This window comes from Eubacterium sp. CAG:156, from assembly GCF_000434315.1.
GTDB classification, from domain to species: Bacteria; Bacillota; Clostridia; order Lachnospirales; family Lachnospiraceae; genus Eubacterium_U; species Eubacterium_U album.
Genome location: NZ_FR878169.1, coordinates 1 through 21,426 on the forward strand (window position 1 = coordinate 1; position 21,426 = coordinate 21,426).

A 21,426-nucleotide genomic window follows, 5' to 3' on the forward strand; every position below is an offset into this window, starting at 1 on the left:
TCCTGTAACATACAAGGTAGCAGATACATTCTCAGAGTTTGTTGAAATGTTGGGATAAAAAAACAGAAAAAGGCTTTGAATTTAGAGTTATGGATGAAACAGAAGACAAGTTGTCTATAGTGGCTATGGGAGGCGATTATAGAGAGTGGGTAAGATTGGGAATGAAGTTTGTTGAAAGGTTTGTATATCAAAAATGGATAAACAAAAATGAAGCAGAGGTTAAAATAGTAAAAGAAAATTTTAAATTGTAATAATAAGAGCAATTTAAGGTAAATTAAGTAATTACGACAAGCGCATTCGAAATGAAAACATTTGTTTTAGAATGCACTTGTTGTAAAGCTGAATTATCAAAAGGTAGCCGGCATACTGCTGGAAGAAAAGTTTACCTTTTGGAAAAAAACTTTACTAATCTAATAGGAACAAGTAGCAAAGGAAAACCATTACATACTTTAAAAGCAGTTATTGATGAGGCTGGAAATGTAATTACTGCATTTCCCTAAAAAGTAGGCAGGAGGTTGTTGAAATGAATTTTTATATAGGTAATTCAATAGATGAAATTGATGAACAAGATGTCAATGTAGAATTTAGTGATGAGTTGATTGATTTTATCTACAAGATGAGTGGAAGAGTATCTTTTGATATGAGTAAATTGTATAAAATTAATCCTTATGATGATGCTGAAATTTCTAAAAATGATTTGCCTCAAATAATTGAAATATGCAAATTTATATTAGACTCAGCGTTGCTTCAGGATTATGAGAAACCAGATGAAGGAAGACAAATGTTACAAGATTTATTAGAGATTATCAAAAAAGCAATTACAAGAGAATTGGGATTAGTTTCAATAGGAGATTGATAATTTGTATTATGTAATAAAATCGTAACAATCTCCTTAACAATCCGAAACACCTATGTTACAACGGCGTGCAAGTAGGATATAAGGGGATGAACAATTTCATCAGGTTGGAACAAATGACTGTAAGGTAGCCGATAAACTAGGACTTAAAAGAGTAGAGAAGTATGAATATGAAGGTTGGCTAAACTCAAATTCAGTTCAGATTATTGAAGAAAGAACATTTATAAAATAGTGATATATCAATAGAAAACAAATGGAAAAGAGGGCGCTTTATGAAAGATGGAAAGTACGCAATTTATTTAGGAAAAGAATATTCGGCAGGGGAGATTGAAAAAGGAAAAATAGTGTTACGTTCGACAGACATAGAGGATGTGAAAAATGGTTTTGAACCGTGTAAACCGTTTAATATTAAATATATTGAAGATAAAATAGTATGCATGAAATTCGTAAATAGCTCCGAAATAACTGAATATTATAGAATAAGGACAAAAGCAATTTATAAAGGTTTTGAATTTCAAGCTGATGAGGAGACGGAAGATATGTTGTCTATAGTAGTTATGGGAGGTGATTGCAGGGGGTGGAAAAGATTAGGAATGAAGTGTATTGAAAAGTATGTATATCAAAAATGGATAAATAAAAATGAAGCGGAGATTAAAATAGTAAAAGAAAATTTTAAATTGTAATAATAAGAGCAATTTAAGGTAAATTAAGTAATTACGACAAGCGCATTCGAAATGAAAATATTTATTTTAGAATGCGTTTATTGTAAAGATGAGAATAATTGACAATCTGGAACAGACAGAACCTAAAGAAGCAGTAAGTTTTATAAACAGTTATGGTAATGATGTGCTGGAAATGTTTAAGAAAAGAAAAAGCTTTGATGAGGTAAAGAAGATTGGTGAGGGTGATAGTAAAGCTACTTATAAGATTCTTAATACATCTTCAGCAGAAAATGTAAATAAGATATTTAGAGATACAATGGGATAGTAGCCACCTTACAAATCAGAAACAAGTGTAACAGAAATTCAATTAACAGAAAATGTAGCATATGTGCGCGTTTACGATAAAGTTAATTCAAGGATGAAAGGATTAATGAACAATGATAGAAATTCAAAATAATAAAATATTGTTGGCTGGAAAAGAATTGCAATTTGATAATAAAATTATTGAGGCTGCAGAATATGAAGGAAAAGTAGTTATTGTATTTGAAACTGATGAAGATGGCGGATATGATAATGTATTTTGTTATACGCAAGATTTACAATTGCTTTGGAGAATAAAACCAGCACCAGTCGCTATTGGCGGAACTGCTAGAAGTACGTATGTGGGAGTTGATATAGTAGAAGGTAATTGTAGAGCAATTGATTTTTATGGAAGGCGATTTAAGGTTAATCTTGAAAATGGAGAAATAATTTCAAAAGATATAGTTTGGTAATATTTATTATGAATATACTTTCGGACTCCTAACAACCTACGACTTCTGCACGTCTATTAATTAACAATCATGGTTGTTCAAAAGCAATTAAGGATTCATGATGTTAAATTAATAGACTGTATCAGGTATTTATTAGATTGATTTAAGTTATAAAACAATAAAAACAGGAGACAGTATGATGAAAGATGGAAAATACGCAATTTATTTAGGAAATGAATATACAGCAGGGGAAACTCAAGAAGGAAAAATAGTGTTACGTTCAACAGACATAGAGGATCAAGATTGAGTTAAGTTATAAAACAATAAAAACAGGGGACAGCATGATGAAAGATGGAAAGTACGCAATTTATTTAGGAAAAGAATATTCGGCAGGGGAGATTGAAAAAGGAAAAATAGTGTTACGTTCGACAGACATAGAGGATGTGAAAAATGGTTTTGAACCATGTAAACCGTTTAATATTAGATATGTTGAAGACAAAATAGTATGCATCAAATTTGTAAATAGTTCTGAAATAACTGAATATTACATACTAAGGACAATGGCAATTTATAAAGGTTTTGAATTTGAAAAAAATAGTATGCATGAAATTTGTAAACAGCTCTGAAATAACTGAATATTATATAATAAGGACAAAAGCAATATATAAAGGCTTTGAATTTGAAGTTGTTGAAGAAACAGAAGACAAGTTGTCTATAGTTACAATGATAGGTGATTATAGAGATTGGGTAAGATTAGGAATGAAGAGCATTGATATAGGTGTTTATCAAAAATGGATAAACAAAAATGAAGCAGAGGTTAAAATAGTAAAAGAAAATTTTAAATTGTAATAATAAGAGCAATTTAAGGTAAATTAAGTAATTACGACAAGCGCATTCGAAATGACAATATTCGTTTTGGAATGCGTTTGTTGTAAAGACGAGAATAATTGACAATCTGGAACCGACAGAAGCTAAAAAAGCAGTAAGCCTTATAAACAGTTATGGTGATGAAGCACTGGAAATGTTTAAGGAAGGAAAAAGCTTTGATGAGGTAAAGAAGGTTGTTGAGGGTGGAATAGAATCTTTTGATAAATTCAATAGAGTGGCATGTGAAATAGGAAAAAGAAAAGATTTAGATAATGTACAGAAAGTACAGAAAGTACAGGAATTACAGAAGTTATTTAAGGATTCAAAATATAAAACAGATGTAAATGTACCTAAGGATGTTAAATACATAAAAGAATTTGATTCAAATGGAAATGTAATATATGATTGGCCAATGAAACTTGGATTTAAGGATGGAACAATAGAACCAATAACAAGAGAGAATGGTTTGTCTATAATATGGGACAGATATGGTTATATGGGAGGCAATAATTTTGCGGATGTGCCGTTGTCAGGAAAATATACCTATAGTGAAAGAGCAATTCCTTATTTAGAGAATGAAGAGGCGTATCATATCGTAACATTTAATGTTGACTCATATTTTGATAAAATAGATGCAATAAAGAATGGGAACATAGATGAATTTAATAAGATACTAAAAAAAGAAAATATTGAAGAATGGGACATTGAGGAGTTTGAAGAATTACGTTACGAATATAAAATTTTCATGAAAAATATTCAAAAAGAAATAGGTAATATAGATGCAACATATGGTGTAAAAGGTATTGCAAGCGCTTGGTCAGAGTTGTCTGGTGGAGCTAGACAATTTGTAATGCCATTAAATGGCAACATTATGAAAACAATTGGAATATTGTATGAATAGAGGTGTAAAGTGGAAAAGAGAATATTAATTTCTAAAATATTATTATTTAGAGATAAAATAGAAAGGTGGAGAATATGTATAAATTATATATCAAATGCTGATTTTGTTTTGGGATATGGATTTGATAAAGATAAGAAAATGTGGAAAGTTTATGAAAATAATGAAAGAGGATTAAAATACGAAGAATATTTTAAAAGTGAAGAGGAAGCATTGGAAAAACTTTATAAAAAAGTAAAATTTTGCTATAGAACAATAAAATAAATGACGAAGGAAAAGTATTTAAGATGGCGCTTTCAAGGAAAAATGAGCTTGTAAAGATAGACTCAGAAAACATTGAGGAAATGGTAGAAAAATGGAGAAAAGAATTGTTTATTAACTTGTGGGAATAACTAAAAGAAAATGGTGCAAGCGATTTCACTGATGTATGGGAATCATTAAGAGAAAGTTACGGTGAAAGAACGGCAGCCATACTGCAGGAATTCGGACAGGATGGTCTGAACCTTGCAGAAAAGTATGGAGATGACCTTGCAAGTATGATCGACAATCTGGAGCCAACAGAAACTAAAAAAGCAGTAAGCCTTATAAACAGTTATGGTGATGATGCACTGGAAATGTTTAAGGAAGGAAAAAGCTTTGATGAGGTAAAGAAGGTTGTTGAGGGTGGTTTAAGTGAGAGTGTTTTAAAAACTAGTGGAATAAAGACATGGGATGAAATATTAGATATGTTAACGAAAGAAGGGGTAGATGAAAATAAGATAAGTGAAATACTTTCTACTCCGAAGGGAAGTAGACCTGACCCAGCTACTTATTTAAGCAAAGAATACATAGATAGTCATCTTAGTCATTTTCAAGATGGTGTAACAAAAATTAAATCAAAGGCACCTGTTGATACAGAAGGTGTAGGATTAGGTACTTTTGTTATGCCTAAGTCGGTTGCAGATGAAGTAATTTCACAGGCTGGTGGTGATGTTTCAAGATTAGAGGAATTATTAGGTCTAAATCCAGGAGATTTGGGAACTAACCCTGTAAGAGTAGATATACCAAATCCTCAAAATATAAGAATACCAAGTGGAAATGAAGCTGGTGCATGGCCAGGTTATTGGACGCCAGGTGGTGTTATGGAAGCGGTTATTGACCCTGTACCAAAAACAGAATACATAGTGACAGAAAATATTTTAGGAAAGTAGTAAGATGTTTAAAATGGAAAAAATTTTTACGGGAAATGGAATTGAAATAGTAAAATGTGATAATAGTTACTATATGATTTATGATGCTGGCGAAATATGTGATAGAATGGAGAAAATCCAGATAACCGAAGAGGAAGTTGTCTTGGCTCAAAAAAGTACAATGGATGCATATAATATAATTATAAAGTATCAAAACGAGAAGATGTTTGGAGATAGCAAATAAACAGGATTTTTTATAATGAATAATACAAGTTTGTTAAAATATATGCAGATAAAAATACATTATTAACGATTATATTTTAGAAATCACAACAACCTATCACTCCTGTACGTTTATTAATTAATCATAATGGCTGCCCAGAAGCAATTAAGAATTTATGATGTTAATTAATAGACACACCTGATATAGGACATGTTCCCAGAGGAGAAAGCCCTGATTATTGGAATTTCATTGATGCATGGGAGCTGTTAAGACAAAGTTACGGTGAAAGAACGGCAGCCATACTGCAGGAATTGGGACAGGATGGTCTGAACCTTGCAGGGAAGTATGGAGACGACCTTGCAAAGATAATCGACAACCTTGAACCTGCAGAAGCCAAAAAGGCAGTAAACCTGATAAACAGTTACGGAGACGAAGCATTCGATTTATTTAAGGAAGGAAAAGGTGCGGATGAAGTAAAGAAGATTGTTGAGGGTGGATGTAACACTATTAATGGATTAAAAATAATTGATGGAAAAGTTTATGGAAAGATTCCACTGGCAGAATATGAAAATGAAAAGTATCGAGTTGATAGTGTGCATAATGCAGACTTGAATATAATGACATTAGGTAAGTACGAACCGACTATAAGGGCGGACGGAACTAAAGATTATTCAGTACCAGGAACAGGGTCATATACTGTTAAGGCTGGAAATACAACATATTTTAGTCTTGGAACGGAGTGGGATAAAATTACGGATACATATGGTTTAGATGCAACAGGTCAAAATATGTTTGACTATTTTAATAAGCCTGCATTAGATGATGCTGTAAGTGCTAGTAAGGAAATACGATTTTCACATAATCCAGAGGCATATGGAGAATGTGCGTTAAAATGGGAATGGGATTATTTGCAAGAAAAACATGGATATTTTGCGTTGGAGAAGAGAGGAGATTTTTGGTATGCAATTAAATGATTTTAATAAAATTAGAATGGAAATTGGGAGAAAAATAAAGCAATCATTTGGCAATAAAATAAGAGGTATGGAGTTTTATGATATAGTTGAGAAAACAGGACATTGGTCATTTAAAATATGTTTTATAGCATATAATTACTTTTCGGTAGTATTTAGTTATGAGCTTGATATAATTGGATTCTCGATAGAAGTTGGAAATGGGAAGTTACTAAGTGTAATTAATGAACATAATTGTTATTCGAATATGGATATGGATAGCTATTTACAAAATGTTATTGAAGAGCTTGAGTTGAGAATTCCTGATAAATATTTAAAGATTCATGGTTGGAAGTAGTTTTATAAAAGTATGTCTTCACTTAAGGAAAGCAACAAAAAATTTAACTACGGTCAAATAATCGGAATGGTTCTCACCGAAGGTGATGTAATACATGTAAATTAAAATGTAGACATTAGATCAAAAATTACCAATTGGGTATACATAAGGACATTTAAAATTAAAACTGAATTTTTTTTAGATTTAGAACCAATATTATTTTGATGATGGTGCAAAAAGATTTTATCAGAGAGAAATAAATTATATACTTAGTAAAGGGTATACATTTGAATCAACTGGTGATGGCTTGTGGAAAGCTGTAAGAAAGTAGGTAAATATGACATGTGAAGAGGTAAAAAAAGTATTTTTTAAGTATGATGGCTCATTGTTTGCAATGGCCATGGAAGAAAAAGAAGTTTATGAGAACTATAAATTGTTAAACATTTCTGAGGAAACGGTTGAAAAATGGAGACAAGAATTGTTAAAGTTTGTTTGGAAATTGGTAAAAGTTCAAACATCTGATGAAAAAATAAAGCTCAGGTTGGAAAGAAACATAAAGAAATGTTATTTAATAAGTTCTAAGATAAATTATTCAACTTTTCCAATTTAAATTAGGCTTATACTTTTGAACATTCAACGACCTACAACTTCTGCACGTCTATTAATTAATCATCATGGTTGTCCAGAAGCAATTAAGAAGCCATGATATTAATTAATAGACACACCTGATACAGGATATATTCCCGGAGGAGGAAGCCCGGATTACTGGAATTTCATTGATGCATGGGAGTTGCTTAGCAAAAAATATGGTGAAAAGGTAGCAAGCATACTGCAGGAGTTTGGAGAAGACGGACTAAAGCTTGCAGAAAAGTATGGAGATGACCTTGCAAGTATGATCGACAATCTGGAACCGACAGAAGCTAAAAAAGCAGTAAGCCTTATAAACAGTTATGGAGATGAAGCACTTGAATTATTTAAGGAAGGAAAAAGTGCGGATGAAGTAAAGAAGATTGTTGAGGGCGAAGGTAAAGTAATAAGTCAAGAAGATAGAGCAAAAATAGATGCTTGGAATAATACACCTAGCGACGAATTGTATTTGAAATATAAGGATGTATTTGACAATCCTAAGTATTATGATCAAATAACAGGAGAAATTCATTGGCCTCAAAACAATGGCTTTGCGAGAATACCTATAGATGAAGTTTTACAATCTGGAACGAAGATATGGAAGTGATTTTGGCACATTTACTTCTCCAGAAGGGATTCCATATGAGATGAGAGCGCTAGCACCAGGAACTGACATGAAACCATATAGTGTATTTGAAGTTGTTGAACCAATTAATGTGAAGGCAGGTGAAATAGCACCATGGTTTGATTAACCAGGAGGAGGAATACAATATTTATTACCTGATACAGTGGATAAATTACTAGATGCTGGTATATTAAGGAGGATTAAGTAGTGACAATAATAGAATTAGAACATGAATTAGTACAATTGGGAATAGCGAGTGATTTGTATTCTATAATGACGAGTGGATTACCTAATGAAAAACTATGTATTGTAAAGGATGATAAATGGCAGGTTTATTATAGCGAACGAGGAAAGAAAAGTGGACTAAAAATATTTGAAACAGAAACGGAAGCTTGTGAATATTTTTTGCATAAAATAAAAAGATATGCAACTAAATAATTTTGATTATGGTTGTACTTTCGGATTCCCAACAACCTATAACTCATGCATGTCTATTAATTAATCATCATAGTTGCCCAGAAGCAATTAAGAATCCATGATGTTAATTAATAGATACTAGCGAAATTTTGCCGAGCTTGGTATAAGAAAGGATATTGAAAAATCAAGATAGAATATTTAGTTCCAATATGCTGATATAAACGCACTCCTAGCAACAAGAAAAAATGTTGCGAAAGGGTGCGTTTATATCAGCGTGTTAGGGAAGTAGATTTAGATACCATCAAAGAACGGCAACCATACTGCAGGAATTGGGACAGGATGGTCTGAACCTTGCAGGGAAGTATGGAGACGACCTTGCAAAGATAATCGACAACCTTGAACATGCAGAAGCCAAAAAGGCAGTAAACCTTATAAACAGTTACGGAAATGAGGCACTTGAACTTTTTAAGGAAGGAAAAGATGCGGATGAAGTAAAGAAGATTGTTGAGGGTGGATTAAGTGAGACCAGAGTGGTAGTAAGACAATTGATTATGTTAAATTAAGTGATGAACTTGGAAATAAAATAACACTTGATGGATACAAAATAATAAATATTAAAGATGCAACGACTGCTAATGCAGATTGGGCAGATATGGGGTATGATTTATCACCATATTTAATAGGAGATAGTGATATTGAAACTAAATTTATCAATATTCAAAAAAATATATGACAGTTTGTATTTGGATGATGGAAAAGAATTCAAATATATTGGATTTAAGGATACTAAAAAGAAAAAATTTTTTTAAAGAATTGCTCATAGCAATCAATCTTCTAATGAATAAACTGAATGATAAATATATTATTGATGATAATATGGATTTTTTAAAGAAAATTATTATTTAACTTGAATTATGTATTCAAATAAATAAGTTGACTTTTTCCCTGCAATTTGATAGCATTACGTGGTACACTTTAGTTTGATAAAGTAGTAAAACAATAAATGAAAGAAAACATCTTTAATTTAGGAGGGAAATTATGAGAAAATTAGTAGCATTAGCTTTATCATGTGCAATGGTATTTTCAATGACTGCATGTGGAAGCAAGGATAATGGAAGTAAAGATAATGGTAGCAAGAGTGATAGTGGAAAAACAACTTTTACAGTAGGATTTGATGCTGAATATCCACCTTACGGATACATGGATGATAGTGGTGAATATACAGGATTTGACCTTGAACTTGCACAGGCTGTATGTGATATTGAAGGATGGGAACTTGTAAAGACTCCTATCGACTGGGATTCAAAGGACTTAGAGTTAAATAATGGAAACATTGATTGTATTTGGAATGGATTTACAATGAATGGAAGAGAAGATGATTATACATGGTCAGACCCATATGTAAATAATGAACAGGTTATGATTGTTGCTAAAGATTCAGGAATTAAGAAGTTAGCTGACCTTAAAGATAAATACGTAGGTGTTCAGGCAGGAAGTGCAGCACTTGGTTTATTAAAAGAAGGTGGGGATCAGGAAGATTTAGCTAAGACATTTGCAGATTTACAGGAATATGCAGATTACAATACAGCATTTGCTGAATTACAGGCAGGAACAGTAGATGCAGTTGCAATGGATATAGGTGTTGCTAAGTATCAGATTGAATCAAGAGATGATGGATATGAAATCCTTGATGAGAAATTGAATTCTGAACAGTATGCAATTGGATTTAAGAAAGGCAATACTGAACTTAGCGATAAGGTGAATGCAGATATTAAGAAGTTGTATGAAGACGGAACAGTAACAAAACTTGCTGAAAAATATGGAATTGATGATATGATTTGCTTAGGAGAATAATCTAAGATAATCTGGAGGAAATAATGACTTTACAAACAGGAATGATGTTGTTAGCAGCAAAAATGCCATTGGATATGATGATATCTAAGATGTCAGAAGGTATGGTAGAAACATTAAAAATATTTTTTCTAACCCTTCTGTTTTCATTACCGCTTGGTTTGGTTATTGCATTTGGCAGAATGGCAAAAAACAGAATAATAAGATATATAGTAACAGTGTACATAGCAATAATGAGAGGAACTCCATTAATGTTGCAGGTAATGGCAATTTATTTTGGACCTAATTATTTACTTCATATTCGTATACCAAGAAGTTACAGATTTATTGCCATAATAGTTGCATTTGCCTTAAATTATGCAGCTTATTTTGCAGAAATATATCGTTCAGGTATTGAATCGATGCCTGTTGGACAATATGAGGCAGCAAGATTACTTGGATATAATAAGGCACAGACATTCTTTAAAATAATTTTACCGCAGGTTATTAAAAGAATTCTTCCATCAATTACAAATGAAGTAATATGTCTTGTAAAGGATACTTCACTTGCATTCTCAATTGCTTATTTGGAAATGTTTACAGTAGCAAAGCAGATTGCATCATCTAATACAAGCTTTACACCATTTATTATTGCAGGTGTGTTCTATTTTATTTTTAACAGTGTAGTTGCATGGGTAATGAACTTTGCAGAAAAGAAATTAAATTATTACAAATAGGAGGGGAATATGAGCGTTTTAGAAATGAATAATATTCAGAAACACTTTGGTGATTTAGAAGTGTTAAAAGACATTTCCCTTTCAGTTAATAAAGGTGAAGTATTGTCTATCATTGGACCGTCAGGTTCAGGAAAGTCAACATTATTAAGATGTGCAGTTAATTTAGAAAAAATTGATGGTGGAAAAATAACATATAATAATGATGTGATGGCTGATACACATAATGGCAAAGTAATGTATGCAAAGAAAAATGAATTAAAGAAAATCAGAGATTCATTTGGGCTTGTATTTCAGAATTTCAATCTTTTTCCACATTATTCAGTATGGAAAAATGTTATTGATGCACCAATTCATGTACAAAAAAGAGATAGGGCAGAAGTTGAAAAGACTGCGATGGAATTGCTTGAAAAAATGGGTATAGCAGATAAGAAAGATTCTTATCCATGTCAGTTATCAGGTGGTCAGCAGCAAAGAGTTTCTATTGTAAGAGCACTTGCAATGGAACCGGATATTTTGTTTTTTGATGAACCAACATCAGCTCTTGATCCCGAGTTGACGCAGGAAATTCTTAAAGTTATAAAAGAATTGGCAGATGAACATATGACAATGGTTATAGTTACTCATGAAATGTCATTTGCAAAAGAAGTTTCAAATAGAATTATATTTATGGAACATGGCGTTATTGTAGAAGATGGAACACCGCAAGAGGTATTTGCATCAGAAAATCAGAGAACAAAAGAGTTCCTTGGTAAATATAGAAATTTGTAAATTTAATAAATAAAGAAATTATAGCGTAGTGGTTTGTACCAAATCTAAAAAGGTTAGACATAAATCTGACAATTGTAGGTTGGAACAACAGCTACGCTTTTATTATTGTTATAGAAACTGTGAATTATATAATTACATTAAATTAGAGTTGCGAGTTTTTAGTTATAATACATTTAACAAATGATTGCATTTTTTAGAAAAAAACTGAAAAATTTTATTTCTGGTTATTTTGCATCACATAATATGTAGTTGACATACAATACTATACGACATATAATATAAAAAAAGAAATAATATGGAGGAGTATCTATGATATTTAATACAGGAGCAGCTTTATTAGATGCAATAGTATTAGCCGTCGTATCTAAGGAAAAGGAAGGAACCTATGGATATAAGATAACTCAGGATGTTAGAAGTGTTCTTAGCGTATCTGAATCAACGTTATATCCGGTACTTAGACGGTTACAGAAGGAAGGATATTTTGAATTGTACGATAAAGCCATAGATGGAAGGAATAGAAGATATTATAAAATTACTGATACAGGAAGAAGCCAGCTTAATATGTATGTAACTGAATGGGGTAATTATTCTAAAAAGATAACGGATTTATTTGAAAATGAAAAATCAGGAGGTAATGAAAATGACTAGAAAAGTTTTTATGGAAACGTTAGAAAGAATGTTATCAGATGTTTCTTTTAATGATAGATATGATGCTTTAAGTTATTATAAAGAATATTTTGATGATGCAGGAATCACGGAAGATATGGTTGTACCTGAAAGTGTAGGAACACCTGAACAGATAGCGATGAGATTAAAGAAAAGCATTAATAGCGGAGAGAATATAACCAGTGAAAATATTAATATAGGTGGAACTTATAATAGAGATAATACAAGTGGTTCATACAATACAAAGCAAAATACCGGCAATAGCTATAATAATAGTCAAAATGCAGGACAGTATTCATATAATAATTCTCAAAATACAGCACAATATGAATATAATAATGCAGGACAATACAATAAGAAAAATGATGAAAGAGCAATTAAAATAATTGTTGCTATCATAATTGCGGCAGTTACATTTCCAATATGGAGTGGAATATTAGGAGTTATTATAGGAATTGTTTTTGGTCTTGGCGGAACTATAATTGGGTTAGGAGTAGCAGGAATATCATTGATTGTAGTTGCAATAGTTTCAGGGTATGGATTTGCAACATCAGTATTGCTTATGGGAATAGGATTAATTTTATTTGGTGTAGCAATATTGTTAGTAATACCGGAAGCGTTGTTTTGTATTAAATTTTTGCCATGGTTATTTAAACAGGTTGCAGAATTAATTCATAAAATAACAGGCAGAAAGGAGTTTAATGTATGAAAAAATTAATAAAAATTACGGCAGTTGTTGGTGCTATTATTGTTGTACTAGGAATCGTGTGTATAGTGGCTGGAATCTCGAAAGGTGGAAGTAATATTGTTAAAGAAGAGATAGGGAAGACTTTTGCGAAGGCTAAGGTTAAGATAGAAAAGAACGATACTACAGGAATGACTAAATTAGAAAATAATAGTGATACAATTGATATGACATCAGTGAATAATTTAAAACTTGATTTATTGACAGCGTCATATGATGTTGAGGAATGGAACAAAGAACAGATAGGATTTTCTTATAATGCAGATATAATGGAAGTTTATTATATAAATGAAGGAGATTCCTTAAATGTTTTAATACAATATAAGAAAAAATGGAAAAAGGGCACACAAGATGTAACTGTATATTTACCAAGTGGAAAATCATATGGTAATTTTAATTTGAGTCTTTCAGCAGGAGAGGCGGATATTGAAAATATGTCAGCTGTATATACAACAATTAATTCCAGTGCAGGAAGTATATCAATCGACAATTTACAATCATCATCTGCTGACGTTGAAATAAATATGGGAGAAATTTCAATTGATAGAATAACAACTGATACATTAAATGCTGATATATCTATGGGAGATTTAGATATAGAAGGAGTGATAAATGGTGCGGGAAAGATTGTCTGCTCTATGGGAAATGCAGAAATGACATTGAATGATGGAACTAGTGCATATAATTATCAGTGGGATATAAATATGGCTGATTTGTATGTTGAAAATTGTATAGACAAATCTGATTTTTCAAGTGATGGAAATAAAGATAATGGTGCAGAAAAGATGATAAGTATAGAATGTGATATGGGAAGCGTTGAAATTGATTAACATTTTTCTACTATAATGTGATAAAATGCTATGGCAGGTGTGCAAATAAGTATACCTGCCATAATATTTTTACATAATAAGAATAGCATTTAAAAAATGGGAGAAATTTAAATGAAAAGTTTATTAAAGTATTTAAAGAATTATAAGAAAGAATCAGTGTTTGCTCCCCTCTTTAAGATGTTAGAAGCATCGTTTGAATTATTTGTGCCTTTAGTAGTAGCGAAAATAATAGATAATGGTATTGCTAAAGGGGATAATATTTATGTTCTGAAAATGGGAGGAGCTTTACTTTTACTTGCTATAATTGGACTTACATGCTCTTTAACGGCACAGTATTTCGCAGCAAAGGCAGCGGCAGGATTTGGAACAGAAGTAAGACATGCATTGTTTAAACACATTCAGACATTTTCCTATGATGAGATTGACAGATTAGGCTCATCTACACTTATTACAAGATTGACAAGTGATTTGAATCAGGTTCAGTCTCAGGTTAATATGTTTTTAAGATTGTTCCTAAGGTCTCCGTTTATTGTGTTTGGCGCAACAATTATGGCATTTACGGTAGATGTTAAGGCAGCACTTGTATTTGTTGTAGCGATTCCCATTCTTGCAGTAATTGTATTTGGAATTATGCTTGCAACAATCCCAATGTATAAAAAAGTTCAGAATGGTTTGGATAAAATTTTATCTGAAACAAGGGAAAATCTATCCGGAACAAGAGTAATCAGAGCATTTAATAAAGAACAGAATGAAATTGATAGTTACAATGAAAGTAATGATGCATTAAATAAATTTCAGATTTTTGTTGGAAAAATATCCGCAGTTATGAATCCACTCACATTCGTGGTAGTAAATTTTGCCATGATTGGAATTATTTATGTAGGGGGAATAAGAGTAGATGCCGGATATCTTACACAGGGAATGGTTGTAGCACTTATCAATTATATGTCACAGATTTTAATAGAATTGATAAAACTTGCAAATCTTATTATTAATCTGACGAAAGCGTTTGCCTGTGCAAATAGAATTGAAGATGTTATGAAAGTTGAATCTTCAATGAAATTTGGAAATGAAACAGAAGGAAAGAATAAAGAAATTGCAGTCGAATTTAAAGATGTTTCACTTATGTATGCAGGTTCTAGTGAAAATACGATAGAAGGACTTAATTTAAAGGTTTTAAAAGGACAGACTATAGGTGTAATAGGCGGAACAGGCTCAGGTAAAACGTCTCTTATAAATATGATTCCAAGATTTTATGATGCAACTAATGGTGAAGTCTTTGTAAATGGAACAAATGTTAAGGAATACACTGAAGAAGGTCTTAGAAATAAAATAGGAATTGTTCCACAAAAAGCAGTTTTATTTAAAGGAACAATTAGAAGTAATCTTTTATGGGGAAATGAGAGTGCAACAGAAAATGATTTGATGGAAGCGTTAAAGCAGGCACAAAGCTATGATTTTGTTATGCAGAAAGAAAATGGAATAGATTCTGTTGTAGAACAAAATGGACGAAATTTCTCAGGTGGACAGAGACAGAGACTTACAATTGCAAGGGCTTTAGTAAGAAAGCCGGAAATTCTTATATTAGATGACAGTTCATCAGCACTTGATTATACAACTGACGCTAATTTGAGAAAAGAGATAGCAAAGCTAAAAGATATGACAGTATTTATCGTATCTCAAAGAACAGCATCAATTATGGATGCAGATCAGATTGTTGTGCTTGATGATGGAAATATTATGGGAATTGGAACCCATAAGGAATTATTAGAAAATTGTGAGGTATATAAGGAAATATATGAATCACAATTTAAAAAGCCGGAAAAGGAGGAAATGTAAGATGAAAGAAAAGACATTGACTCAAAAGCAGGCTTTGGAAAAAGTAATAAAGCATATAAAAAAATATTGGTATTTACTTGGCGGTTCACTATTTTTTGCACTAGTGTATGTTGCTCTTTCATTGTATGTACCAATTCAGTTAGGAAATGCTACAGACCTTATTTTAGGTAGGGGAAAGGTAGACTTTACAGAGATTGGACTTATAGCTGTTAAAATAGCCGCGTTTACTTTAATAGCTGCATTTGCACAGTGGATAATGAATAACTGTAATAATAAAATTACTTATAATGTAGTAAGAGATATTAGAGAAGAAACATTTGAACACTTACAGAAATTGCCACTTAAATATATTGATAGTCATTCTAATGGAGAAACAGTAAGTAAAATAATCACAGATGTAGATCAGTTAGCAGATGGCTTGCTTATGGGATTTTCTCAGTTATTTACAGGTATTGTTACAATTCTATTGACGTTAGTATTTATGCTCACAATAAGTATTAAAATTACATTGGTTGTAGTTTTAGTAACACCTGTTTCTTTATTTGTAGCTAAATTTATTGCAACAAGAACTTATTCAATGTTTAAAAAACAGTCAGAAACAAGAGCTAAGCAGACGGCATTGATAGATGAAGTGATTGGAAATGGAAAAGTTGTAAAGGCTTTTGGAAGAGAAGATGAAGTTGTAGAACAGTTTGATGAAATTAATGAGGATTTAAGAAAATATTATTTAAAGGGTACATTTTTCTCATCAATCACAAATCCGTCAACAAGATTTGTTAACAGTCTTGTTTATGCCGGAGTAGCAATTTCAGGTGGTATTATTGCAATAACAGGAGGAATTACAGTAGGTAATTTACAATGTATTTTAAGTTATGCAAATCAATATACTAAACCATTTAATGAAATTTCAGGCGTTGTTACGGAACTTCAAAATGCGATTGCCTGTGCGGGAAGAGTATTTGCCCTTCTTGAAGAAGAAGCGGAAATTGAAAATAAAGATGCAATAGATATTGAAAATGTATCAGGAAGTGTTGAATTAGACCATGTTAATTTCTCATATACACCTGATAAGAAATTAATTGAAGATTTAAATTTGTGTGTCGAACCGGGTAAAATGATTGCCATTGTAGGACCGACAGGATGTGGAAAGACAACTATAATTAATCTTTTAATGAGATTCTACGACGTTAACAGTGGAAAAATTACGATGGATAGCCATAATATAAAAGATATAACAAGAAAAAGTCTTAGAAAATCTTACGGAATGGTGTTGCAGGAAACATGGCTTAAAAATGGTACGATAAGAGATAATATAGCAATGGGAAAAGAGGATGCAACATTAGAAGAGGTAATAGAAGCAGCCAAGTTATCCCATGCACATAGTTTTATTAAGAGGCTCCCAAATGGATATGATACTGTAATTGGTGATGATGGCGGAAATCTTTCACAGGGACAGAAACAGTTACTATGTATAGCAAGAGTTATGCTTTGCCTTCCACCAATGCTTATTTTAGATGAAGCTACATCATCTATTGATACAAGAACGGAAATACGAATCCAGAAAGCATTTGCTAAGATGATGAAAGGAAGAACAACTTTTATTGTTGCACATAGACTTTCAACTATCAAAGAAGCAGATACAATACTTGTTATGAATGATGGAAAGATTATAGAGCAGGGAAATCATAATCAGCTGCTTGCAAATAAAGGATTTTATTATGAACTTTACAACAATCAGTTTAGTTCAGTAAATTCTTAAACTTTTGCCATTGTATATAGGCAAATGAAAAAAATATAAGGCTAATAATTATTGCACACAAAAATTGCGAGCCATAATTAAAAATTAAAGAGTGGGAAGTTGATGAACCACTAAAAATATGTATAAAAATATAACCTGTTGTCAGGCTTAAGGTTAGCCAGATGACAGGTTTTATTATGTTTGCAACAGGAGAAAAATTAACAGCAACTTCTTTAGAAATATAGCGTAAATGAAGTGAAACAGTTATCAATTCGCTTAAGAGCATTCCCCAGAAATAAGCTTTTATTCCATAAAAAGGAACAAGTAGAAGTAAAAATAATAATCTTATAATTATGGCGGCCATATTATGAATAAACGCAGCAGTAGTTTTTCCAAGACCATGCAAAATAGAGCCAAAAGATATGGACATATACATTAAAGGACATAACCAGGACAGCGTTTTAATATATGAACCGGCACTTGCATGACCAAATATGTCTTTCCCAATAAAATCTCCGAAAAAAATAAAAAAGCCAATACAAAAAATACCTGTAACTAAAGAAAACCATATTGTGAAATTTGTTGTAATTTTTATTTTTTCTTTGTTCCCTGAAACATTTGCGTCAGCAATTGTAGGCATAATCATCATTGCAATAGAATTGCTAATAGCTGATGGAAATGTAATTACAGGCAAAGTTATTCCGGCAAGAATCCCATATAAAGTAAGGGCTGAATTAGAACTTAGGCCGTATTTGACAAGCATAAACGGAATTAGTATAGCTTCCGCACTTTGAAAGAAAGTCAGTAAAATTTTATTAAGAGTAAGAACATAAGAAACGTTAAAAAGCATTTTCATTTTTGAAAAAATGTTTGAAAAATTATCTTTTGAAAAGAACGAAATCCCATAATTTGAGACAACCAATATGCAGTAAACGGTTCCTGCAATTTCAGATAAAATAAGAGAAAAGACAGCAACTTTAGGTGTTAGGGCATACCCTTTAGATGTAAAAATAACATAAAAAATAAACAAGGAAGCTAATTTGAATACCTGTTCTAAAACCTGAGCTATTGATGGGATAAGAGGTTTTTTTAATCCAAGATAAAAACCTACGGTACAGGCATGGAGAACAGTCATAGGTATAGTGTAAGAAGCGTATTTTAAGAGTACGGCACAATTTGGTTCGCCTAAAAAAGAAGCCAAAACATTAGAAAAAAAATACATAATAAACGAGGCGATAACAGCAAGAAATTCAGACATGATAATACTTGCCGTAAATATTGAAAAACTCTTTTTTAAATCTTTACTTTCAGCAACAAATCTTGATACAGCAGTTTGTATTCCACCGCATGAAAGAGAAATAAAGAAAGCAAGTACGGGAAAAATCATTTGAAAAAGGCCAAGCCCTTTAGCACCAATTAAGTTAGATAAGAATATTCTATATAAGAAACCAATAACTCTGCTTGCAATCCCGGAAAATGTAAGCATAATGGTTCCTAAAATAATAGTAGTCTGTTTTGACATAAAATTCTCCATTCTGCTTTTTACTATAAAGAAAAATAAAGCAGAAAATTTATTAGTTCATAATATGATGCAAAGTACTTAAAAATGATTAATGAGAGGGTGAAATTTTGATATATTTAGATAACGCTGCAACTACGGCAGTATGTAAAGAAGCAAAAGAAGCGATGGTTCCGCTTTTAGAAGATGAGTATGGAAATCCATCTGCAAATTATCCTTTTGGAGATAGGGCAGGAAGTATCGTCGAAAGAGCAAGAATAAGGATGGCAGGAATGATTAATGCAAATCCTGAAAATATAATATTTACATCAGGAGGAACTGAATCAGATAATAGTGCTATTCTTAAAATAAAAGATATTGAAAATTCGCATATTATTACAACAAAAATTGAACATCATGCAGTATTAAATACCTGTGAATACGCTAGAAAAAAAGGCGCAGAAGTAACCTACCTAAATGTAAATCCGGATGGAGAAATAAATATTGATGAATTAGAAAAATCTATAAAGGAAAATACAAGGCTTATATCGGTCATGTTTGCAAATAATGAAATAGGAACAATAGAACCGATAGCAAAGATAGGACGTTTAGCAAGAGCATATGGAATAACTTTTCATACAGATGCCGTACAGGCATTTGGGCATGTTCCGATAAATGTTGCAAGGATGAATATTGACATGATGAGCGTAAGTGCACACAAATTTAACGGACCTAAAGGTATTGGGTTTCTCTATGTAAGAAATATAGATGATTTTGAGCCGCTTATATGGGGCGGTGGACAGGAAAATGGAAAGCGTTCAGGAACTGAAAATGTAGCAGGAATTGTTGGAATGGAGCAGGCAGCAATTCAGTCGATTAAGAACATGAGTTATAGAATGCAAAAAGAACAGTATTTGCGTAATTATCTCATAAATCGTGTTATGAATGAAATTGATGATGTAAAACTTAACGGACATAAATTTAAAAGGCTTCCCGGAAATGCAAATTTTAGTTTTAAAAATATAAACGCTGCTAAATTGGTTGAAGATATGGGAAATGAAGGCATTTGTATTTCAGCAGGCTCGGCCTGTGCGGCGGCAGGAGGAAAACCGTCGCAGGTTATTATGGCTATAAATGTTCAGAAAGAGTATGCTTATGGAACAGTAAGAATAACTATATCACATGAAAATACAAGAGATGAAATTGACAGGACAGTAGAAATAATGAAAAAGTTAATAAAACTGCAAAGAGAACAGTAGAAAACTAATGAATTATATAAAAGTAAAAGCATCCGCATAAACATCATTGTTATAAAATAAGTTTGTGTGGATGTTTTTATATGTATTCAATAATCTTTGAATTTCAACAGTAAAATTATGAAATAAAACAGTAAAACTATATCATAAAATATCAAATAAATATAATGAAACAGAGAAGAATGTAATAACTTTGTTACCTAAATATTACATAAGTCCGAAATTTATTAAATAAAGATTAACTTTGTCAAAATCTGTTGTTTTTTGTTGTTTATATGATAGAATGGCTATGGCTATTACGAAAATTATTGGCCTTAAATAACATTACTTAAAGAAAAGTCAGATTACAATAATGCTGGTTAGTAAGAGGAAAGATAATATGAAAATGATGAATAATAAGAAAAACAATAGGACAAGTATAGTTTTAGGCACGATAATGATTGCTATCATAGCAGCTATTATTATTTGTGTAGAAGGAGCAGGATTTGGGCTTGAATCTAAAATGATTAAATCATTAGCAGATAATATACATGAAAATGTACCTGAGGCACAAACTTACAAAAGTAAGTATAGAAAAGCAAACAGACATGATAGTGAAAATGAAACTACAAGAACAAAAAGAGAATATGGAAAATATTTGTTTGTAGGAGATTCCAGATATAAGGGAATGGAAAAAGCAAATGCGACAGATGAAGATGTGTTTATTTGTGAAGTTGGTGAAGGATACGACTATTTGATAAACCAGATGAATAATATAAAGTATGAGATTGATGATAATACAGCATTAATTATAGGATTAGGAGTTAATGACTTAGTAAACATCGACAAATACGTAGATAAAATAAATGAAATGTCACAGACATTTGATTGTCAGATTTATTATATGCTTGTAAATCCTGTAGATGAAGAACAGGAGACATATAGTGGTTATCACATTAAGAATGATGACATAGATTATTTTAATCAGGAAATCATAGACAGATTAGATGAAAATGTCATTGTAATAGACACAAACAGTTATTTGAATGCCATCGGATTTGAAACTCAGGATGGACTTCATTATACAGAAGAAACTTACGAAAATATTTATAATTATACAAAGTCACAGTTATAAAATAATTGTGTATGACACAGGC

30 protein-coding genes are annotated in these 21,426 nt (G+C 31.7%); 29 read left to right on the top strand and 1 reads right to left on the bottom strand.

Annotated elements, in window-relative coordinates:
- Nucleotides 1–89: 89 nt before the first annotated feature.
- The 27 genes from ABMA45_RS07410 (at nucleotide 90) to ABMA45_RS07540 (ending at nucleotide 17,557) form a co-directional block, all read left to right on the top strand.
- The gene (locus ABMA45_RS07410) at nucleotides 90–251 is read left to right on the top strand and encodes a hypothetical protein (RefSeq protein ID WP_348030053.1); all 162 of its coding nucleotides are present in this window, start codon (nucleotides 90–92) and stop codon (nucleotides 249–251) included.
- A gap of 51 nt (nucleotides 252–302) precedes the next feature.
- A complete protein-coding gene (locus ABMA45_RS07415) occupies nucleotides 303–500 on the top strand; it encodes a hypothetical protein (protein ID WP_118565943.1) in 198 nt (65 codons plus the stop codon).
- 23 nt (nucleotides 501–523) lie between these two features.
- The gene (locus ABMA45_RS07420; RefSeq protein ID WP_022089254.1) at nucleotides 524–856 is read left to right on the top strand and encodes a hypothetical protein; all 333 of its coding nucleotides are present in this window, start codon (nucleotides 524–526) and stop codon (nucleotides 854–856) included.
- A gap of 272 nt (nucleotides 857–1,128) precedes the next feature.
- Nucleotides 1,129–1,539, top strand: coding sequence for a hypothetical protein (locus ABMA45_RS07425; RefSeq protein ID WP_022089255.1), 411 nt, complete (start codon nucleotides 1,129–1,131; stop codon nucleotides 1,537–1,539).
- 88 nt (nucleotides 1,540–1,627) lie between these two features.
- Nucleotides 1,628–1,843, top strand: coding sequence for a hypothetical protein (locus ABMA45_RS07430; protein WP_022089256.1), 216 nt, complete (start codon nucleotides 1,628–1,630; stop codon nucleotides 1,841–1,843).
- A 112-nt stretch (nucleotides 1,844–1,955) separates the two neighbouring features.
- On the top strand, nucleotides 1,956–2,291 hold the full coding sequence (locus ABMA45_RS07435; protein WP_022089257.1) for a hypothetical protein: 336 nt from the start codon (nucleotides 1,956–1,958) through the stop codon (nucleotides 2,289–2,291).
- A gap of 320 nt (nucleotides 2,292–2,611) precedes the next feature.
- Entirely contained in the window at nucleotides 2,612–2,896 is a 285-nt protein-coding gene (locus ABMA45_RS07440; RefSeq protein ID WP_348030056.1) for a hypothetical protein, read from the top strand.
- Entirely contained in the window at nucleotides 2,856–3,119 is a 264-nt protein-coding gene (locus ABMA45_RS07445; protein WP_022089260.1) for a hypothetical protein, read from the top strand. The genes ABMA45_RS07440 and ABMA45_RS07445 overlap by 41 nt, the downstream gene beginning before the upstream one ends.
- Before the next feature lie 172 nt (nucleotides 3,120–3,291).
- Complete coding sequence (locus ABMA45_RS07450; protein WP_022089261.1) at nucleotides 3,292–4,038, top strand: hypothetical protein; 747 nt, start codon at nucleotides 3,292–3,294, stop codon at nucleotides 4,036–4,038.
- A 9-nt stretch (nucleotides 4,039–4,047) separates the two neighbouring features.
- A complete protein-coding gene (locus ABMA45_RS07455) occupies nucleotides 4,048–4,299 on the top strand; it encodes a hypothetical protein (RefSeq protein WP_022089262.1) in 252 nt (83 codons plus the stop codon).
- Between the two features lie 272 nt (nucleotides 4,300–4,571).
- Nucleotides 4,572–5,225, top strand: coding sequence for a hypothetical protein (locus ABMA45_RS07460; protein WP_022089264.1), 654 nt, complete (start codon nucleotides 4,572–4,574; stop codon nucleotides 5,223–5,225).
- A 4-nt stretch (nucleotides 5,226–5,229) separates the two neighbouring features.
- Entirely contained in the window at nucleotides 5,230–5,448 is a 219-nt protein-coding gene (locus ABMA45_RS07465; protein WP_022089265.1) for a hypothetical protein, read from the top strand.
- A 290-nt stretch (nucleotides 5,449–5,738) separates the two neighbouring features.
- Nucleotides 5,739–6,401, top strand: a complete 663-nt coding sequence (locus ABMA45_RS07470; RefSeq protein WP_022089266.1) for a hypothetical protein — start codon at nucleotides 5,739–5,741, stop codon at nucleotides 6,399–6,401.
- On the top strand, nucleotides 6,388–6,735 hold the full coding sequence (locus ABMA45_RS07475; protein WP_022089267.1) for a hypothetical protein: 348 nt from the start codon (nucleotides 6,388–6,390) through the stop codon (nucleotides 6,733–6,735). Before ABMA45_RS07470 ends, ABMA45_RS07475 begins: the two co-directional genes overlap by 14 nt.
- Nucleotides 6,736–7,051: 316 nt before the next feature.
- Nucleotides 7,052–7,324, top strand: coding sequence for a hypothetical protein (locus ABMA45_RS07480; protein WP_022089268.1), 273 nt, complete (start codon nucleotides 7,052–7,054; stop codon nucleotides 7,322–7,324).
- A 180-nt stretch (nucleotides 7,325–7,504) separates the two neighbouring features.
- Nucleotides 7,505–7,948 carry a hypothetical protein gene (locus ABMA45_RS07485; protein WP_022089269.1) on the top strand — a complete coding sequence of 148 codons (444 nt, stop codon included), beginning with the start codon at nucleotides 7,505–7,507 and terminating at the stop codon, nucleotides 7,946–7,948.
- Entirely contained in the window at nucleotides 7,911–8,093 is a 183-nt protein-coding gene (locus tag ABMA45_RS07490) for a TNT domain-containing protein (protein WP_022089270.1), read from the top strand. The genes ABMA45_RS07485 and ABMA45_RS07490 overlap by 38 nt, the downstream gene beginning before the upstream one ends.
- Nucleotides 8,094–8,173: 80 nt before the next feature.
- Nucleotides 8,174–8,404 carry a hypothetical protein gene (locus tag ABMA45_RS07495; protein WP_022089271.1) on the top strand — a complete coding sequence of 77 codons (231 nt, stop codon included), beginning with the start codon at nucleotides 8,174–8,176 and terminating at the stop codon, nucleotides 8,402–8,404.
- Between the two features lie 308 nt (nucleotides 8,405–8,712).
- Entirely contained in the window at nucleotides 8,713–8,946 is a 234-nt protein-coding gene (locus ABMA45_RS07500) for a hypothetical protein (RefSeq protein WP_022089272.1), read from the top strand.
- A 475-nt stretch (nucleotides 8,947–9,421) separates the two neighbouring features.
- Complete coding sequence (locus ABMA45_RS07505; protein ID WP_022089273.1) at nucleotides 9,422–10,237, top strand: amino acid ABC transporter substrate-binding protein; 816 nt, start codon at nucleotides 9,422–9,424, stop codon at nucleotides 10,235–10,237.
- A gap of 62 nt (nucleotides 10,238–10,299) precedes the next feature.
- Nucleotides 10,300–10,950 carry an amino acid ABC transporter permease gene (locus ABMA45_RS07510; protein WP_117909502.1) on the top strand — a complete coding sequence of 217 codons (651 nt, stop codon included), beginning with the start codon at nucleotides 10,300–10,302 and terminating at the stop codon, nucleotides 10,948–10,950.
- 9 nt (nucleotides 10,951–10,959) lie between these two features.
- The gene (locus tag ABMA45_RS07515; RefSeq protein WP_022089275.1) at nucleotides 10,960–11,718 is read left to right on the top strand and encodes an amino acid ABC transporter ATP-binding protein; all 759 of its coding nucleotides are present in this window, start codon (nucleotides 10,960–10,962) and stop codon (nucleotides 11,716–11,718) included.
- A 309-nt stretch (nucleotides 11,719–12,027) separates the two neighbouring features.
- On the top strand, nucleotides 12,028–12,366 hold the full coding sequence (locus ABMA45_RS07520; RefSeq protein ID WP_022089276.1) for a PadR family transcriptional regulator: 339 nt from the start codon (nucleotides 12,028–12,030) through the stop codon (nucleotides 12,364–12,366).
- On the top strand, nucleotides 12,359–13,093 hold the full coding sequence (locus ABMA45_RS07525; RefSeq protein WP_022089277.1) for a DUF1700 domain-containing protein: 735 nt from the start codon (nucleotides 12,359–12,361) through the stop codon (nucleotides 13,091–13,093). The genes ABMA45_RS07520 and ABMA45_RS07525 overlap by 8 nt, the downstream gene beginning before the upstream one ends.
- The gene (locus ABMA45_RS07530; protein WP_022089278.1) at nucleotides 13,090–13,959 is read left to right on the top strand and encodes a DUF4097 family beta strand repeat-containing protein; all 870 of its coding nucleotides are present in this window, start codon (nucleotides 13,090–13,092) and stop codon (nucleotides 13,957–13,959) included. The genes ABMA45_RS07525 and ABMA45_RS07530 overlap by 4 nt, the downstream gene beginning before the upstream one ends.
- 111 nt (nucleotides 13,960–14,070) lie before the next feature.
- Nucleotides 14,071–15,798, top strand: coding sequence for an ABC transporter ATP-binding protein (locus ABMA45_RS07535; RefSeq protein ID WP_022089279.1), 1,728 nt, complete (start codon nucleotides 14,071–14,073; stop codon nucleotides 15,796–15,798).
- Nucleotide 15,799: 1 nt separating this feature from the next.
- Nucleotides 15,800–17,557, top strand: coding sequence for an ABC transporter ATP-binding protein (locus ABMA45_RS07540; RefSeq protein WP_022089280.1), 1,758 nt, complete (start codon nucleotides 15,800–15,802; stop codon nucleotides 17,555–17,557).
- Here ABMA45_RS07540 and ABMA45_RS07545 read toward each other — a convergent pair.
- Nucleotides 17,538–19,058: an oligosaccharide flippase family protein gene (locus ABMA45_RS07545; RefSeq protein ID WP_022089281.1), complete on the bottom strand. Its 1,521-nt coding sequence runs from the start codon at nucleotides 19,056–19,058 to the stop codon at nucleotides 17,538–17,540. The two genes, ABMA45_RS07540 and ABMA45_RS07545, sit on opposite strands and share 20 nt — an antisense overlap.
- Nucleotides 19,059–19,165: 107 nt before the next feature.
- On the opposite strand from ABMA45_RS07545, the gene ABMA45_RS07550 reads away from it, so the two are divergent.
- Together ABMA45_RS07550 and ABMA45_RS07555 are read left to right on the top strand one after the other, a co-directional pair.
- Entirely contained in the window at nucleotides 19,166–20,293 is a 1,128-nt protein-coding gene (locus ABMA45_RS07550; RefSeq protein WP_022089282.1) for a cysteine desulfurase family protein, read from the top strand.
- Between the two features lie 376 nt (nucleotides 20,294–20,669).
- Entirely contained in the window at nucleotides 20,670–21,404 is a 735-nt protein-coding gene (locus ABMA45_RS07555; RefSeq protein ID WP_022089283.1) for an SGNH/GDSL hydrolase family protein, read from the top strand.
- The last annotated feature ends 22 nt before the right edge of the window (nucleotides 21,405–21,426 follow it).